Raw genomic sequence first — 15,551 nt, 5'->3', positions numbered from 1 at the left:
GGTTCGCGACGGCCGCGCGTACAGCGGCCGTCGCGGGTCCACGGGAGACACCATGCAGTTCGACATCCGCGCTGATCTCGTTGAGCTCCGCAGCGAGCCCAAGCCCGACGGAACATTGGTTCGTCGCAGTGGGGTGACCCCGGCCGAGATGTACAGGGTCACGGCCGAAACTGACGAGGAGCGCATCCTCATCCGACCGCTGTTCCACGAGTTCGCCGCGAAGATCCTCGACACGCTGGCCGCGGCAGGCCTGGTGCACGAGGACGCGCAGGGTGCGGCGCAGGCATGCCGCGACGCCGCGGAAGCGGACCGCAAGATCGCGCGCGTCCTGCTCACCGTCCTCGCCAAGGCTTCGCCCGACGCTGACAGGCAGGCGTGATGTACCCCTGGGGAAGTCGGCTTGCTAACAACCACCCGATCCGGCGCCGCTGGAACGAGGCGCGTGCCTGCGGATGGGACCTGCGGGCGCGCACGCTCGAACTCCTCCGTGAGCGTCCGCTGAACAAGGACCAGATGTTCTGGCGGTTGCGCGAGGACCGTTACCCGGCCTGGTCTCTGCAGGAGCACTGGGACCAGCTCGACCCGATGCTCAACGACCTGGTACTCGACGGGCACGTCGAACGCCTATCCCAAGACGACGCCGTCACCGCCGGCGGCCTCGTCGAGAAGCCGACGGACTCCTGGTGGTCCTGGTGGAGGCTCACCACGGCCGCGCGCGACAGCGAGGTGGCGTGATGTCCATCGTGATGGAGCCCGTGTGCGAGGCGCAGGCGCGCCCGGCCGCTGGGCAGCGTCAGCACAACGACCTGCCGTGCATCTGCTTCAGGGAGCCGAACCACGACGGTGACCACGAGTGCGACTGCGGCACGCACTGGGCGAGCAAGGGCGACCGCGACGACCTCGACATCGTCGAGCGCGTCGCGATTGTCGGCGTGCGGCCCGGCGACGTCATCGTGTTCGAGTCCCGCGAGGACGCCAACGACGAGCAGGTTGACCAGCTTGCCCGACGCATCCAGGAAGTGCTCGGCGACCAGACGCTGTCGATCGTCATCAACGGCAAGCTCGGCGGCATCCTGCGTCGCGAGGGCGACCAGCTCGTCGAGACGACGTCGTTCTCCGGTCACGCCAAGGGGCGCCGCACCTACCTGCTCGGCAAGGAGCGGCCCTGATGACCGAGCCCAAGTGGCGGCGCGGCACACGCGCCGACTGCGCGACCTGCGACAAGCCGATCGTGTTCGAGCCCTACTACCGCGACGGCAAGCCAGGGCCGAACCCGGACGTCTGGTTCCACCTGCCGGGCGACTTCTTCTGCTGGGTGCCGGGTGTCGACGACCAGCCCAGGGCGAAGCCTCGGCGTGCCGCGCCGCCTGACGCGCCAGTGCTTGCCGAGCCAGCTCCGCACCACCCAGTCACCCCGTACGAGGGGTGGGTGAGCGTGTGAACGAGCGCTCCGCCCAACCTCTGAGGGCGCGCAAGCTGCAGGGGTTCATACCGGTGTCGTGCTGCTACCTCACCGACAGCACCGGGGAGAACCACTGCCAGCACCCGCCCCGCGTGGTGACGCCCGTGCCATGGACGTGGCGGCGCGCACGCAACCGCGCACTGGAGCGCTGGTGGGACCTGCGCGAGTGGGCGGCCCGCCTGCTGGCCGGACGTCGCTGGCCGAACGAGGAGGACTGATGGGCGACCGCAAGCCGCTCCTGCTGCTCGACGTGGACGGGCCGCTCAACCCGTTCCGGGCGACCAAGCCGCCTGGGTACACGATGCACAAGCAGCCGAGCATGGGGCAGACGTTCAACGTGTGGCTCAACCACGACCACGGGCGCGTGCTGCTTGACTTCGCCGACCAGCACGACGTCGAGCTCGTGTGGTGCACGACGTGGGAGCACGACGCCAACGTGTGCATCGGCCCGCACATCGGCCTACCTGAGTTGCCCGTCATCGAGTTCGGGTTCACCGCGCACCAGTGGAAGTTCAACGCCGTCCTGGAGTACGCCGCCGGTCGCCCGCTGGCGTGGCTCGACGACGACTTCCCGTTGTTCCCGAAGGAACGCGCCTGGTTCGACGAGCAGCGCGGCGACACACCCACGCTGCTTCACCTCATCAGCCCCAGCGTCGGCCTTACCGCCCAAGACCTCCACACGGTCGCCGCGTGGAAGTACTCCCTGGGCGGGGCCAACGCCACCAGTCTCACGCCGAAGCGGGTCCAGGACGCCACCGGGTGGACAGCGCGCAAGGGGGACGGTTGATGCCCCCGCCGTCCTGCCTGCTGCTCGACGACGCCGCAGCTGCTGTCGCGCCCGTCGACCCGCACCTCGCCCGCAAGCTCCGCGCCCAGGCGTACCACATGCGCGAGTGGGGCTACCGCACCCACGAGTACGACCGCCTCGTCGATGTCGCAGCCCGCGTGCTGCCCGACCATCCGGGGGTTCCCGCGATGACGCGTTGGCAGGCCGAGCACGGCGGCAAGCTCACCCACGTGATCCACCTGGCACCACAGGCCCCGCTGCCGTGGTGGAAGCGCGCCTACAACCGCGTGCGGGGGTGGCTCAGATGACCGACTTCCGCGCACGCCTGCAGCAGGCCTGGACCGAGGACCACGGCCACCCGCCCACCTGGGTCGAGGAACTCCTGCTCGACCACTACGCCGAGGCGATGGACGCGGCGATGGACCGCTACTTCGGCAACGTCGTCGACTGGAAGCCGCTGGGCATCCTCGGCGTGGACGTCTCCCCGTGGCTCGCAGACGAACTAGACCTCCAAGGCGTCTCGCCGGTCCGCATGGCACTGGCATCGGCTCGCCCGACCAGCACGCCCCCGCCAGCGCTGCGCCGGCCGTCATCCTCGGTTCCTCCTAACCGGAGCGCGATCGAGGATGACCGCATCACCCGCGAGCTTGTGCCGCTCGTCCGTGCGGCCGCAGCCGAGGCCCGGCTGCCCGGCAGCATGGACGTGCTCGGCGGCCACCTCCGAACCTCTCGCACAGTCGACCAGGCCGAGCACCGCCACGCCTGGGAACGCTGGAGCGCCGAAGAACTGCAACGGGACCGCGACGCGTTCGGAGACGCGCTGGACAGAGCTGTCACCGCATGCCTCAACCTGCCCGACCCCGATCCGTTGCCGCCCAGCGACAATCTCTTCGAGACCGTGATGGCCGCGTACAACAAGATGCTCGGCCCATCGCGCCCGCCTCGCCGCACCGAGCCGTTCAAGCTGACCCGCGAGCAGATCGACCAGATCCCGAAGGTCGACACGGACGAGCGGCCGTTCACACCGACCGCGTTCCTGCTCGACGGCATCCCCGTGGTCGAGGTGCTGACGGTCGAGGAGTCGACCCCGCACGCCGAGGGTTGGGCGCTCACGTTCGAGCAGGCGTTCCGAGGGGTCACGCAGCTCGACCACCGCGGAACCCTCCGCAGGGATCCGCTGTACCTGACCCAGCAGCAGATCGAGCGCATGTCGCGCGTCCTCTGGTTCACCCTGCCCGACAACTGGGATCAGCTCCTCGAACAAGGCGGCGAGATCTTCCAGATGGTGTCCCGCCCAGTGCATCTCGTGCACCACCCCGACTCATCGACCCCCTGCCTCGAAAGGTGGATGGACCTGTGAACACCGAGGAAGCGGGGATGGTCAACGCGTACGTGTGCCCCGACGGCCACACGACGTGGACCCGCAACGGCGACGACGGCACCACGCCACACGTCATGCCCTGCCCTGAGACCGGCTGCGACAAGGAAGCCACCTCGCAGTTCTACAAGGTGCCGCAGGAGACGCCCGCCACCCACGAGTGGTACCGGCCGCAGTTCCCGGCGAACCTGGACGGCCCGGCGCGCAGCTACGCCGAGCAGGGCGGGCTCATGCTGCGCCGCACCGTGCCGCTGCCCTGGACGCAGCCCACCAACCCAACCGAGGCGCGTCTCGCACCGGACGGCCGCGTCGCCTTCCGGATCCACATCGCGATCAGCGTGTGGGACAACGAGAGCGAGCAGCGCTGGTACGCCGTGGACACCCCGAACGGGCAGTTCACGGTCACCCTCCTTACCGACGAAGAAGTCGCCGAGTGGGCTCCGCTGGAGATGCGATGAACCGTCGCAGGGTTCAGGCCTGGTGCACCGTCACCGCCTACGCGCTCGGTGCGCTCGCCGTGCTGGGCATCCTCACGATCGTCATCGTGTCGGCGGTGATCGGATCGTGAGCTACGGCAACCACACCGACTGCGGGCTGTGTCGCAAGCACTCAGCCAACTGCTGGTGCGTCCTGTGGCCAGCTGAGGTCGCGGGTGACCGCTCGGACGTGTGTCACCAGCCCGACGCCCATGCTCTGTTTGTACAGCCTGGCCGAATCCTTGCGATGCCTCGGACCCTCTCCGATTCGGAGTACGAGCGCATTGCCCGCCGCTGGCGCGCCGAGCACGCGGGCGGGCGCAACGCCCACCGCGTGACGCTCCTTGGTCGTCACCCGTGGACTTGGTGGAGGCGCACCTACTACCGCGCCCGGAGGTGGCTGGCGTGACTGAGGAACCGACGAGCCTGAGCAGCGACATCATCGGCCTGCACGACGGGCGCACGATGGTGGTCCACCTGCCCGCCGCGTGCGAAGGCCAGACGTGCTGCATCCACAACCCGAGCACGCACGCCCTCGACACCGCCCCGCTGAACTGGCGCTCCGACACCATCACGATGGAACGCGTCTGCCCGCACGGCATCGGTCACCCCGACCCTGACGACCTCGCGTTCAAGCGCCGCACTCTCGGCAAGGACAAGGCATGGGGCTTCGGCATCCACAGCTGCGACGGTTGCTGCAGGAGCGTGACCACGTGACCGAACCCGGAACCGTGACCATCCAGCGTCTGAGCGACGGCACCCGCGTCGTCACCCAGGCCAGCACCGTCATCCGCGTGTCCACCGACCTTCTCCGCGCCGACGACTTGGATGTCGACGCCGTCGAGCCGGACGGCACGCTGCGGCTCGACACCGAGGGCCTCTACCGCTACCGCTTCGTCCGCAACGACGGCGAGGACTGGCGCATCTACGAGCGGATCACCGAGGTGCCGACATGACCGTGACGGCGCTGCGCCACAGGCGATCCCGCCGCGCGCTCTATCGTGGGGGCTGCCACGAGCTAGGAGTCCACCCCGTTCTTCGGAGGGTGGAATCGCGCATGAGCACGGTCGAGACCTGTTGCCCCGCAAGCGTTGCACATCTCGAACACGTCCCCTGGTACCAGGCACCAGTCCCCGCCTCCGACCACGAGTGCTGGCGACAGTCCTGGCACACCAACGAGACCGGCATGCTCTGGCTCGAACGCTGCCCCTGCGGCGGCGCCCGCGTCCACCACCCCGCAACCGGCCAATGGTTCGGCCGCAACACCCGCGCCACCGGCATGGCGCTCTCCCCCTCAGTGATCAGACTCGCCGCCGCGCAGGCACACCGCCGCGCGACCCGGCACGAAAGGCAGGTCGTCGTGACCGGTGACAGGCAAGTCATCCAGTGCACGTACCTCGAGTCCACGGCCGTCGCAGACCGCGGCGCCCGCGCCTGGGTCGTGACCATCAACCCCGCCAGCGGCAACGACCGCATCGCTGTCCTGGTGCGGGCGCGCGATGGCCGGTGGGCGCGGCGGTGGGAGAGCATCGAGCGCCTCGGCGACTTCCGTGTCGCCCTCCTGCCGGAAGGCCACGCGCAGCACGGTGATCGGCGCCTGCGCACGTTCGCCGACGACGAGGCGGAGCGGTTCCTCGACAGCGTCACCGCGAAGCCCGCGCCTCAGTCCAACGCCGCGGCCGCGATGGCCAGAGTCCACGCCGGCGGCAGCAGATGAGCAGCACCTTCAGCTTCCTGTGCCTCGGCCACGACCCCGCGATCGAGACCTCCCGCCTCATCCACGGCTCCCGCGACGTCCGCGACGAGGCCACCGCCCTCAGCCTGCTGCCCGAACACCGCGCTGAACACCCGCGGTGCGACCTGCTGCTCGCCCGCTACTCCGGCGGCCTCGTCGAGTTGATCTGCCCGCCCTCGCTCGAAGTCGGCGAGACGCGGCACGGCGGCAGCTACCACCCGCACGGCCCCGACCGCGTCGACGCCAAGTGGCTGCGGCTCCTGTGGGCCGCGTGCTCATACCCAACGCCGCGCGAGCTCGTGCTGCAGAACACGGTCGACGCGTTCAACGCAACGTGCTGGAACTGGGCGCGCCTCTCCCGACTGGGCTACGTGCTCGGCGTCCAGGACTACCCCGGAACGGAGCTGCCGTGAGCAACGACATGTACCTGCAGATCAGCGGCTCCCAGGAGCTCGTCATCTTCGTTCCCGCCACCGCGCCTGCCGTGCCCGTCGTCTACGGCCCGTTCAAGGACTGGGAGTCGGTCGCAGAGGCGAAGGAGGCGCTACTCCAAGCCCGCGTCGACCTGACGAGCGCGGTGTTCGTCCCGCTCAACAAGGTGGTGACCGAACCATGAACCAGTGGGTCCTCTGGATCACCGGTCTCGTCCTCTGCGCGGCCGCCCTGCTCAGCCTCGGGCTCGGCTTCGCCGCAGACCGCGGCACCCGCGCGGCCGCGGGCATCGCCGGGTTCCTCGTGCTGTGGTGCTCCGGGTTCTTCTGCTTCGTGGGTGCGTCGTGACGCCACCCGCGCCGCTGGAGTGGCACCCCTGGTATCGAGGCATGACGCACCTGCTCGACTGGCTCACGCACGGCACCCAGAACACCTACCTCGTGCCCGTGCCACACCGCGTGCGGTTCGTCACCGAGCCGTCCGTTTACCCCGACCGACTCGACTGCGCGGCACTCGTCAAGGACCGCGCCTGGGCACTCGCCCCGTACGTTGGCGACCCGTTCGTCTACACCTGGTGGACGGCAACCGACCAGTACGGCCGCTCGATCGCCAGCGACTCCCAGATCAGGTACCTGCCATGAGCATCAGACGAGCTCTCTGGCCGCTCCGGGTGGTAGCCCCGCTGACACCGCTTCTGCCGATCAGGAGATGTGGCACCGAGGACACCACCACCTCGTACCACTGCACCCTGCGCCTCAACCACGGCGGTGACCACGAAACCTGGCGCTCTGCTCGTTTCGTGCACAGGTGGTCGCGGTGAACGGCGGCGGGCTTCCGCCGGGCCTGCTGTTCGCGCTAGCGCTCGCCGCCCTCATCGGCGCCATCTGCCTGCTCGGCGTACTCGCCACCGCCTGGATCGTCCTGTAAATCCCCTGACCTCGTGGAGGAACCATGAGCACCCCGGACCTCCCAGAGGCCACCCGCCGTCCAGTTGACCCTGAGGCGGTTGACACGCTCACGCCGGAAGAAGTCGCTGCGTACCGCGATGCGCAGATCATCAGGCTCCGGCGCACCGGCGCGACGTTCGAGCAGATCGGCGCTGAGCTGGGCTTCTCGAAGCAGTACGCCCACCGCCGCTACACGGAGCTGCTGAAGGAGATCCCCGGCTACGAGGTCGCCGAGTACCGGCGCGAGCAGGAGGACCGCCTGGACTGGCTGTTGCGTGAGGCCCGTGCTGTCCTCGGCCGTGACCACGTGCTGGTGTCGCACGGTCGGGTTGTGCGGGTGGGCGAGCCGGAGATCGACGAGGAAACCGGTGAGGCTGTGATCCGGGAGGGCGCGGGGTCGCCGATGCTGGACGATGCGCCGAAGCTCAGCGCGATCGACACCATCCTGAAGATCGAGACGCGGCGAGCGAAGCTCCTCGGCCTGGACGCGCCAGTGAAGACGGACCTGACCGTGAACGCGGACGTCCAGTACACAGTGGTCGGTGTGGACACCGACACCATGAAGTGAGCCTCGGCCCGTGACCACCGTTGTCGAGCACCGCTACCACCCGCGCGGCACTGCACAGCGGGTCATGGAGTGCCGGGCACCAGAGGTGCTGCTGTCCGGCCCGGCTGGCACGGGCAAGTCCCGGGCGTGCCTGGAGAAGGTGCACCTGATGTGCCTGCTCAACCCAGGCATGCGCGCGCTGGTGGTCCGCAAGACGCTCGTGTCGCTCACCAGCACCGGCCTTGTCACCTACGAGGAGCACGTTGCCAAGGAAGCCATCGCCGCAGGGCACGTGAAGTTCTTCGGCGGGTCAGCGCGCGAGCCGGCGTCCTACCGCTACACCAACGGTGCTCGCCTGGTCGTGGGCGGCATGGACAACCCCACCAAGGTCATGTCGTCGGAGTACGACCTGATCTACGTGCAGGAGGCCACCGAGCTCACCGAGGACGACTGGGAGAAGTGCACCACCCGTCTGCGTAACGGCAAGGTGTCGTTCCAGCAGATCATCGCCGACTGCAACCCAGACGTCCCCACCCACTGGTTAAAGGTCCGCTCCGACAAGGGCACCACGACCATGCTGGAGTCCCGGCACGAGGACAACCCCGTCCTCTACGGCAGCGACGGCGCGAAGACCCCGGTCGGTGAGCAGTACATCGGGAAGCTCGACGCCCTCACCGGTGTCCGGAACCTGCGTCTCCGACACGGCAAGTGGGTCGCCGCCGAGGGGCAGATCTACGAGACGTGGGACAGCGCCGACGTCCACCTCATCGACCGCTTCGACATCCCCAAGGAGTGGACACGCTACTGGTCAGTAGACTTCGGATACACGAACCCGTTCGTCCTCCAGTGCTGGGCCGAAGACGGCGACGGCCGCCTCTACCTGTACCGCGAGCTCTACCGCACTCAACGCCTCGTCGAGGACCACGCCTTGGACATCCTCCAGGCCGTCACGAAGTGGACCGGGAAGACACCAGAGCCTCACTACGAGACGACGAAGGCACTCCGCGACGACGTCCGCGCCGGCCGCCGCGAGTGGACCGAACCCAAGCCCAGGCTGATCGTGTGCGACCACGACGCAGAGGACCGCGCCACCCTCGAACGGCACCTCGACATGGGCACGACTGCGGCGAAGAAATCCGTGTCCGACGGCATCCAGGCGGTGCAGTCCAGGCTGAAGCTCGTAGGCGAGAAGCCGGGCAAGCCGCGGCTGATGATCCTTCGAGACTCGGTGCTGTATCGAGACAAGGCGCTCGAAGACGCGAAGAAGCCGTGCTGCACAGCAGAGGAGATCCCCGGCTACATCTGGGATCCGTCGAAGAAGAAGGGCGAGGAGCCGTTGAAGATGAACGACCACGGCTGTGACGCCAAGCGGTATCTCGTGGTCGAGCTGGAAGTTGGCGTGCGCACGCGGGTGCGGTTCATCTAGAACTGGCGCTGGGACGCGTCCACGACAGCCTGGCGGATCTTCTTCTGGAACTCGGTCGCTTCGTGCATCGACAGGGCCAGCGGTTCGTTGCTGGGCAGCGGAAGGATCACAACCTGCCCGCGATCGTTGACGGCAGCACCGATGTTGACGGTGCCGTCGCGTCGCCGGACGGGTATGAGGAAGGTGGAGACGTACTCCGGGACGGGCTGGGACATGTGGCTCTCGCGGACCAGCAGGTGGGACACCACGAGAGCGGTCCGGGGCTCATGGTGGGGATGGAGATGGCGCCACACCATGCGGCGCGAAGCGGGATCCCTCGGTGGTCGGTCGCGAAGGAAGCGGGCTCGACGAGGTGCTTGAGACGCCGGAAGAATCCGACGCTCAGCTGCATCGGCCCTTCTACGGGGTCCACAGCTGCGGAGCTCTACCGAGGGCGCGGGTCGGCGCAAGGCGGGCTTCCGGCTGCGGGAGCGCGAGCAGCCGGTGGACGATCTCCTCCAGGCCGCCGGTCTCCTCCCACGTGATCTCGTCGGCCGAGTGTCTGTCGCCGGGCAGGCGGAGTCGCATGCCGAGTGCGTCGTTCACGTCGTTCACGCGGATCGCGTCGCGCCAGCCTCGGGGCCACACCTTGGCACCGTCGAGCAAGGCGTCGGTGCCGTCGTTCGGGAAGAACTTCCAGCCGGCGTCCTTGAGTAGGAGCAGCGCCCCGAACGTCGGGAAGAGCTGGACGGCGTCCTCGGCGGTCAACGCGGCGACGGCGGCTGCCGGCGGGGTGCCTCCGGGTGAAGCTGCAACCAAATCGGACATGTCGGCTCCGGGTGGTACGCGGCAGTCCCGGTGATGTGGGACCATCTCTCTTGCAAGCTTGAGGAAACTTGCGCAAGTTTTGACCAGGCTCTGCAAGTTTGCAAGTTCCAACCGGGTGATCCAGAGGTGACGGTGAGTCAGCCAGGCAAGAAAGCGCAGGGTCTGGGCGCGGAACTCCGCGAGATCCGAACCAGGATTAGGCCCCGAAGGTCGATGGCGAACGTCGCCGCCCAACTCGGCTGGTCCGAGTCCAAGTTGAGCCGCATGGAGACCGGTGAGCGACCGGTCTCCTCCGAGGAGTGCGCCTCGCTCCTCACGGCCCTTGGCGTCATCGGGGACGAACACGCGAAACTGATGGCCATGGCGCGCACTCCGAATGACCCGGCGTGGCTCGACAACATCCGCGAAGGCCTGCCGGAGGAATCGATCACTCTGGCCACCTACGAGGCAGAGGCCACCCGCCTCACCAACTGGTCGCCGCTGCTCGTGCCTGGCTTGGCGCAGACGCTGGAGTACAGCAGGGCGTTCATGCTGGCCGACGGGATCTCAGAGGCCGAGGTCGGTACGCGGCTCATGGCCCGCGCGAAGCGACAGGAACAGCTCCTCGACCGGGGCGTCGAGTACTGCGCGTACATCGACGAGACCGTGCTGCGGTTCAACAGGGTCGGCGACGATCTGATCCGGCGCAACCAGCTACGGCACCTGCTCGACTTGAGCGAGCGCGACAACGTCACGATCCGGCTGATTTCCGTCAACTCTGCGGCACATTCGGGCCTCGTCGGGCCCTTCATGGTGATCGAATTTGACCTGACGCCACCGGTCGTACACGTGGAACTGTCCAGGTCAGGCGTGTTTCTCTCCAACGGGAGCGAGACCGCGCCCTACACCGAGGCACTCGACCAGTTTCAGTCAATCTCGATGGAAGAGGGAGACTCTCTCCGAGCGATCGAATCGATGCTCAGAGAGAAGGGTTCCGACAGATGACAGATGGAGCGCCGCCGCGGTGGCGCAAGAGTTCCCGGAGTGCATCGCAATCGGACTGCGTCGAGATCGCGCAGACCTTCGACCGCATCAGGGACTCGAAGCACAAGGACGCTGAGCTGATGGTCGGACGAGCCGGATGGACGTCGTTCCTGACCGCCGCCAAGAGCGGAGAGTTCGGCAAGGGCTGAACAAGAGCGATAGACCAGGGGCCGTGCTCAGAGCCGTTGAGCACGGCCCCTGCGCGTAGTGTGCCAGCTCCCGCCGACAGACAGAGTCCCCCGGCGCGGCGCTGGTCCGGACCGGGGGTCTTACCTCAGTGGGCGGGCCGCGCTTGTCCAGCCACACGAGCCAGCGGTGGCATCTCCTGGACCACCCGAGGGTGGTGGCAGCCCGATGGAAATCTAGGCGCCGGGACGTCCACGGGGCGTTCCCGGCGTTACGCCGCAAGGTCCTGCCCGTGGCAGGTGCGCTTCCTCGCAGCACTCCCGCCGATCGCGGCCGCTCACGACAGGAGCCGTTCAAACAGCGGTGACCGAACCAACCTTGGCGGTTTACGCGTCCCGCTCAGCCCGGACGCGGTCGGCTCGGTTCTTACCTGGCTGCCCAGACCTCGCGCTGGAACCGGACTGACCTGCTCGCCGGCAGGTGCGTTCCAGGATCCGGTGCGTCGAGAGTAGCCGATCCGGGAGTCGAACCCGGTTCTCCACCTTGAAAGGGTGGCGCCTCATCCGTATGGCTCACCGGCCTGGTGGCCCCCTCCAGGTTGAACCTGTGCCGGCTGGACGGCGTTGCGCGCCGAGGGGCCGTCGCTTCTCACCGGTGTACGGCCAGCGAGACCAGCTGTGCGATGCCACGAGGCTAACTCACCGCACACGAATGAGCACCGAACCGCCAGGGTTACCCGAGGATTCGACGGTCACAAACCGGTATCGCCGATGAATCGCAGGCGTGTCGTCCGGTTCTGAGCTTGTGAGAACAGGACTTATCGATCTACCTTGTGCCCATGCAGGTCGACGGCCGCCACCCCACGCCTATCCAGGCGGCGCGTCCTGCATGCCGTGACTCGGGTGCCCGACCCCCTCGTGGGGTGTGGGGTTGGGCGCCCGCCCCGCGGCGGTCGCCGTGAATCTGAGACGACTCCGTAACGCGCGCACCGCGATCCTCATCCTTCTCGCCTTCGCCCTCATCGTCGCTGGCCTCTGGACCATCGCCGCCGCTCTCTTCGGCGCGGTGATCGGCGCTGGCGTCGGCCTCTTCTTCATGGGCGTCGCGCTCCTGGTCGTCGAGGGCCTCAGCTCCGGGCCAGGTGATCGGTGATGCGCAGCCTCCTCGGCCCCCTGCTCAACCAGGCGCCTGTCCCGCTCGCCATGCGCCGAAGCAACAGCAGCGCGATGCTCGGCGCTGGCGGTGGCGCATCCGGGTTCGAGGCGCAGCTGCGGTCGTTCACCACCAACGGCACGGTCAACGGCATCGTCAGCCGCACCAGCACGGCGGTCTCCCAGGTCGAGTGGCACCTCTACCGCAAGTCGAAGACCGGCAAGCCCGAGGACCGCCAGAAGGTCACCGACCACGCCGCGTGGGACCTGTGGAACAAGCCGAACCCGTTCATGCCGCGGCAAGAGTTCGTTGAGGTCGTCCAGCAGCACGTCGACCTCGCCGGCGAGTCGCCATGGGTGGTCGCCTACGACAAGCGGTTCAAGACCCTGCCGCTGGAGCTGTGGCCGGTCCGTCCAGATCGGATGGAGCCCGACCCAGATCCGAAGAAGTTCTTGCTCGGCTGGAATTACCGCTCCCCGGAGGACGGCAAGCTCATCAGCCTCGGGCTGAAAGAGGTCATCCACCTCCGCACCCCGAACCCGCTCGACCCCTTTCGCGGCTGCTCCCCCATCACCACGCTGCTGATCACCCTCGGCCGGTCACGTGCGGCCGCCGAGTGGAACCGCAATTTCTTCGCCAACAGCGCTCGCCCTGGCGGCATCATCCAAGTCGAGAAGCGCCTGTCGGACGACGAGTTCGACGAACTCACCATGCGGTGGAACGAGCAGCACCGCGGTGTCGGCAACGCGCACAAGGTCGCGGTGCTGGAGCACGGCGAGTGGAAAGAGATCGGGTTCAGCATCAAGGACCTCCAGATCACGGAGCTCCGCGAGTCCGACCGCGACGAAATCCTTGAGGCCTACGGCTTCCCCCGCCCGCTGCTCGGCATCGACCAGGACTCCAACCGCGCCGCCGCCCTGGCCGCCGAGTACATCTTCGCCCGCTGGCTGACGGTCCCTCGCCTGGAGCGCATCCGCGGTGCGCTGAACCACGACCTGCTGCCGCTGTACGGCGACACCGCAGCGGACCTCGAGTTCGACTTCGACAGCCCGGTGCCGGCGGACGGGCAGGCCGAGAACGAGTCCCGTGACTCCCGCGTCGCCGCGGCGGTCGCACTGATCGCACAGGGCGCCGACCCGGAGGCCACGCTGAAGGCGTTCGACCTGCCGGCGTTGCCGTTCAGCGTGCCCGTCTCCGCGCCGCAAGCACCGCCGCGTGAGCAGACCCCGACGGACGACGCGACGAACACCCAGTTCGCGCGCATCGTCGCCAACCTCGTGCAGAACGCCGCCGCCGAGGAAACCCCGCCTGAGCCGGACCTGTCTGCTGTGGACATCGCCTGGTCGGCCGCGCTCGCCGCGCTGCTCGCCCAGTGGACCGCGGTCGTCGCCGACTGGATCGTCGAGCTCCTCGACCAAGTACGCGGCATCCTCCGCTCCGGCAGCACTGCGGACCTCGCCACGCTGAAGGTCAGCACCGCCACCGCCACCGGGCTGCTGCAGGACGCGCAGCTCCAGCTCGGCGAGACCGCCGCGCGCCAGGTGGTGACCGAAGCTGTCGAGCAGGACGTTGACCTGACCGCGGTGTACCCGGCGCGCGAGGACTACGCACCCGACGCCGCCCTCACCGTCGACCTCCTCGCCCGCGGGCTCGAGACCTCGGCCGCGCGCGAGGTGCAGCGCATCGCCGGGCCGGAGCCGGACGTGGACGAGGTCGTCGCCAGCGTGCGTACGCATCTGGAGTCCCTCACCGACGCGGAACCGAAGCGGGTGCTCGGCGGGGCGCTGCACGGCGCCGTCAACGCCGGACGTGCCGCGACGCTCGGCGCCGGGCCGGTCGGCGCCATCTACGCCACGGAGACGCTCGACAGCGCCACCTGCGAGCCGTGCCGCGAGATCGACGGTCGGTGGATCTGCAACACGGATGACCTGACCGCCTTGTTCAAGCTCTACCCCCTCGCGGGCTACATCGACTGCGACGGCGGGATCCGTTGCCGCGGCACCTTCCACGGTGTCTGGCGTGCGCAGACCGGCAAGGAGACCTCATGAAGGACCGGACGAGGGCTGCGCGCCGGCGGATGGCGGCGAGTAAGACCACGGCCCCGCAGAAGCGCACCAACGGCAACCGGTGGTACCGGATCGAGAACCTCGTCGACCGGCCGTCCACCGCAGTGATCTACATCTACGACGTCATCGGCTGCACCTGCTGGTGGGACGAAGAGTGCCACTGCACGACCGCGATGAACCTCATCGACGAGCTGCAGGGCCTGCGCGTGGACGAGCTCCACATCCACATCAACAGCCCCGGCGGCGAGGTGGACGACGGCATCGCGATCTACAACACGCTGCGCAACCACCCGGCCCGCAAGACGTCGTTCATCGACAGCCTCGCCGCATCGGCCGCGTCGTTCATCGCGCTGGCCGCCGACGAGGTCGTCATCGCCCTTACTGGCCAGGTCATGATCCACGACGCCGCGACGATCGCGATCGGTGACGCCGCCGAGCTGCGCGAGACCGCCGACCTGCTCGACCGGTACTCCAACAACATCGCCGGCATCTACTCCCGCAAGTCCGGCAGGTCCGTTGAGGACTTCCGCGAGCTGATGCGCGCCGAGACCTGGTTCACCGGTGCCGAAGCCGTCGCGGCAGGACTCGCCGACCGCACCGACGAGGACGCCACCGAGGACGGCGACGAGGACATGCAGCAGCGCATGACCGCCCGCCACAACCTGTCGATGTTCGCGTTCCGCTACGCCGGCCGCGAGCTCGCCCCGGCCCCCGCGCTCACCAACCGAGTTGAGGAGGTCGAGCCGCAGTTGCCTGCCGAGCCCACACCCCAGACGGACCCCGAGCCCGAGCAGCCGGCGACCGAGGCGCCTGCGGCAGCGCCCGAGCGCACGGAGGACCAGACGCCCGCCGCCAGCTCTACTGACGCGCCCGACACGTCCGGTTCTGATTCTCAGAAAACCGGACGCACGGCCGACGACGAGGCCGACGAGCCCGCCGAGCCGGAGGAGGCGCCCGCCGACGCGGCGCCTTCCGAGGAAGCGCCTGTCGAGCCCGCCGCAGAAGTCCCGGCCGACGAGCCGGAACCCGCACCCGCCGACACGGCCCCAGTCACCGAACCGGTCACGGCCGCCACAGACACGGACCCCTGGGCGCAGCTCATGGGCCCGTTGACCTCCGCCACCCCAGCGTCGCCCACCTGGGACGACGTGCTCGCCAACCTCACGAAGCCCTGAAGGGGGCGTGAC

The 15,551-nt window shown here is 68.4% G+C and carries 25 protein-coding genes and 1 tRNA gene; 23 read left to right on the top strand and 3 right to left on the bottom strand.

Annotation, left to right across the window (positions count from 1 at the left end; translation table 11 throughout):
• Nucleotides 1–52: 52 nt before the first annotated feature.
• From IE307_RS38725 to IE307_RS38640, 18 genes are all read left to right on the top strand, one after another.
• A complete protein-coding gene (locus IE307_RS38725) occupies nucleotides 53–379 on the top strand; it encodes a hypothetical protein (protein WP_191304447.1) in 327 nt (108 codons plus the stop codon).
• Nucleotides 379–735: a hypothetical protein gene (locus IE307_RS38720; RefSeq protein WP_191304446.1), complete on the top strand. Its 357-nt coding sequence runs from the start codon at nucleotides 379–381 to the stop codon at nucleotides 733–735. Before IE307_RS38725 ends, IE307_RS38720 begins: the two co-directional genes overlap by 1 nt.
• Nucleotides 735–1,169: a hypothetical protein gene (locus tag IE307_RS38715; protein WP_191304445.1), complete on the top strand. Its 435-nt coding sequence runs from the start codon at nucleotides 735–737 to the stop codon at nucleotides 1,167–1,169. Before IE307_RS38720 ends, IE307_RS38715 begins: the two co-directional genes overlap by 1 nt.
• Nucleotides 1,169–1,441 carry a hypothetical protein gene (locus IE307_RS38710; RefSeq protein WP_191304444.1) on the top strand — a complete coding sequence of 91 codons (273 nt, stop codon included), beginning with the start codon at nucleotides 1,169–1,171 and terminating at the stop codon, nucleotides 1,439–1,441. The genes IE307_RS38715 and IE307_RS38710 overlap by 1 nt, the downstream gene beginning before the upstream one ends.
• Complete coding sequence (locus IE307_RS38705; protein WP_191304443.1) at nucleotides 1,438–1,680, top strand: hypothetical protein; 243 nt, start codon at nucleotides 1,438–1,440, stop codon at nucleotides 1,678–1,680. The genes IE307_RS38710 and IE307_RS38705 overlap by 4 nt, the downstream gene beginning before the upstream one ends.
• Nucleotides 1,680–2,249 (top strand): HAD domain-containing protein, encoded by a 570-nt coding sequence (locus IE307_RS38700; RefSeq protein WP_191304442.1) that lies wholly within the window; start codon nucleotides 1,680–1,682, stop codon nucleotides 2,247–2,249. The genes IE307_RS38705 and IE307_RS38700 overlap by 1 nt, the downstream gene beginning before the upstream one ends.
• The gene (locus tag IE307_RS38695) at nucleotides 2,249–2,557 is read left to right on the top strand and encodes an immunoglobulin domain-containing protein (protein ID WP_191304441.1); all 309 of its coding nucleotides are present in this window, start codon (nucleotides 2,249–2,251) and stop codon (nucleotides 2,555–2,557) included. Before IE307_RS38700 ends, IE307_RS38695 begins: the two co-directional genes overlap by 1 nt.
• Entirely contained in the window at nucleotides 2,554–3,609 is a 1,056-nt protein-coding gene (locus IE307_RS38690) for a hypothetical protein (protein WP_191304440.1), read from the top strand. The genes IE307_RS38695 and IE307_RS38690 overlap by 4 nt, the downstream gene beginning before the upstream one ends.
• Nucleotides 3,606–4,085, top strand: coding sequence for a hypothetical protein (locus tag IE307_RS38685; RefSeq protein ID WP_191304439.1), 480 nt, complete (start codon nucleotides 3,606–3,608; stop codon nucleotides 4,083–4,085). The genes IE307_RS38690 and IE307_RS38685 overlap by 4 nt, the downstream gene beginning before the upstream one ends.
• Nucleotides 4,086–4,508: 423 nt before the next feature.
• Nucleotides 4,509–4,820, top strand: a complete 312-nt coding sequence (locus tag IE307_RS38680) for a hypothetical protein (RefSeq protein ID WP_191304438.1) — start codon at nucleotides 4,509–4,511, stop codon at nucleotides 4,818–4,820.
• A complete protein-coding gene (locus IE307_RS38675) occupies nucleotides 4,817–5,059 on the top strand; it encodes a hypothetical protein (RefSeq protein WP_191304437.1) in 243 nt (80 codons plus the stop codon). The genes IE307_RS38680 and IE307_RS38675 overlap by 4 nt, the downstream gene beginning before the upstream one ends.
• 230 nt (nucleotides 5,060–5,289) lie before the next feature.
• Nucleotides 5,290–5,820 carry a hypothetical protein gene (locus IE307_RS38670; RefSeq protein ID WP_191304436.1) on the top strand — a complete coding sequence of 177 codons (531 nt, stop codon included), beginning with the start codon at nucleotides 5,290–5,292 and terminating at the stop codon, nucleotides 5,818–5,820.
• Complete coding sequence (locus tag IE307_RS38665; RefSeq protein WP_191304435.1) at nucleotides 5,817–6,251, top strand: hypothetical protein; 435 nt, start codon at nucleotides 5,817–5,819, stop codon at nucleotides 6,249–6,251. Before IE307_RS38670 ends, IE307_RS38665 begins: the two co-directional genes overlap by 4 nt.
• Complete coding sequence (locus IE307_RS38660; protein WP_191304434.1) at nucleotides 6,248–6,454, top strand: hypothetical protein; 207 nt, start codon at nucleotides 6,248–6,250, stop codon at nucleotides 6,452–6,454. Before IE307_RS38665 ends, IE307_RS38660 begins: the two co-directional genes overlap by 4 nt.
• Nucleotides 6,451–6,618 carry a hypothetical protein gene (locus IE307_RS38655; protein ID WP_191304433.1) on the top strand — a complete coding sequence of 56 codons (168 nt, stop codon included), beginning with the start codon at nucleotides 6,451–6,453 and terminating at the stop codon, nucleotides 6,616–6,618. Before IE307_RS38660 ends, IE307_RS38655 begins: the two co-directional genes overlap by 4 nt.
• A gap of 41 nt (nucleotides 6,619–6,659) precedes the next feature.
• Nucleotides 6,660–6,911 (top strand): hypothetical protein, encoded by a 252-nt coding sequence (locus IE307_RS38650; RefSeq protein WP_191304432.1) that lies wholly within the window; start codon nucleotides 6,660–6,662, stop codon nucleotides 6,909–6,911.
• Between the two features lie 310 nt (nucleotides 6,912–7,221).
• The gene (locus tag IE307_RS38645; protein WP_191304431.1) at nucleotides 7,222–7,785 is read left to right on the top strand and encodes a hypothetical protein; all 564 of its coding nucleotides are present in this window, start codon (nucleotides 7,222–7,224) and stop codon (nucleotides 7,783–7,785) included.
• Between the two features lie 10 nt (nucleotides 7,786–7,795).
• On the top strand, nucleotides 7,796–9,190 hold the full coding sequence (locus IE307_RS38640) for a phage terminase large subunit (protein WP_229905497.1): 1,395 nt from the start codon (nucleotides 7,796–7,798) through the stop codon (nucleotides 9,188–9,190).
• Here the strand turns inward: IE307_RS38640 and IE307_RS38635 are convergent.
• The gene (locus tag IE307_RS38635; RefSeq protein ID WP_191304430.1) at nucleotides 9,187–9,435 is read right to left on the bottom strand and encodes a hypothetical protein; all 249 of its coding nucleotides are present in this window, start codon (nucleotides 9,433–9,435) and stop codon (nucleotides 9,187–9,189) included. The genes IE307_RS38640 and IE307_RS38635 overlap by 4 nt on opposite strands.
• Nucleotides 9,436–9,589: 154 nt before the next feature.
• Entirely contained in the window at nucleotides 9,590–9,997 is a 408-nt protein-coding gene (locus IE307_RS38630) for a hypothetical protein (RefSeq protein ID WP_191304429.1), read from the bottom strand.
• A 33-nt stretch (nucleotides 9,998–10,030) separates the two neighbouring features.
• Between IE307_RS38630 and IE307_RS38625 the strand changes: the two genes are divergently transcribed.
• Complete coding sequence (locus tag IE307_RS38625) at nucleotides 10,031–10,981, top strand: helix-turn-helix domain-containing protein (protein ID WP_268250457.1); 951 nt, start codon at nucleotides 10,031–10,033, stop codon at nucleotides 10,979–10,981.
• On the top strand, nucleotides 10,978–11,169 hold the full coding sequence (locus tag IE307_RS38620) for a DUF397 domain-containing protein (protein WP_191304427.1): 192 nt from the start codon (nucleotides 10,978–10,980) through the stop codon (nucleotides 11,167–11,169). Before IE307_RS38625 ends, IE307_RS38620 begins: the two co-directional genes overlap by 4 nt.
• Nucleotides 11,170–11,655: 486 nt before the next feature.
• Here IE307_RS38620 and IE307_RS38615 read toward each other — a convergent pair.
• A tRNA-Glu gene (locus IE307_RS38615) sits at nucleotides 11,656–11,727 on the bottom strand.
• Between the two features lie 349 nt (nucleotides 11,728–12,076).
• Between IE307_RS38615 and IE307_RS38610 the strand changes: the two genes are divergently transcribed.
• Genes IE307_RS38610 through IE307_RS38600 form a run of 3 tightly spaced genes read left to right on the top strand, consistent with a single transcriptional unit; the run spans nucleotide 12,077 to nucleotide 15,539 of the window.
• Nucleotides 12,077–12,298 (top strand): hypothetical protein, encoded by a 222-nt coding sequence (locus tag IE307_RS38610; RefSeq protein ID WP_191304426.1) that lies wholly within the window; start codon nucleotides 12,077–12,079, stop codon nucleotides 12,296–12,298.
• Nucleotides 12,298–14,346: a phage portal protein gene (locus IE307_RS38605; protein ID WP_191304425.1), complete on the top strand. Its 2,049-nt coding sequence runs from the start codon at nucleotides 12,298–12,300 to the stop codon at nucleotides 14,344–14,346. Before IE307_RS38610 ends, IE307_RS38605 begins: the two co-directional genes overlap by 1 nt.
• A gap of 29 nt (nucleotides 14,347–14,375) precedes the next feature.
• Nucleotides 14,376–15,539 carry a head maturation protease, ClpP-related gene (locus tag IE307_RS38600; RefSeq protein WP_191304424.1) on the top strand — a complete coding sequence of 388 codons (1,164 nt, stop codon included), beginning with the start codon at nucleotides 14,376–14,378 and terminating at the stop codon, nucleotides 15,537–15,539.
• Nucleotides 15,540–15,551: the final 12 nt, after the last annotated feature.

Origin of the sequence: Lentzea cavernae (assembly GCF_014653695.1) — a bacterium.
Taxonomy (GTDB): Bacteria; Actinomycetota; Actinomycetes; order Mycobacteriales; family Pseudonocardiaceae; genus Lentzea; species Lentzea cavernae.
This window is presented reverse-complemented; position numbering and strand designations above follow the sequence as displayed.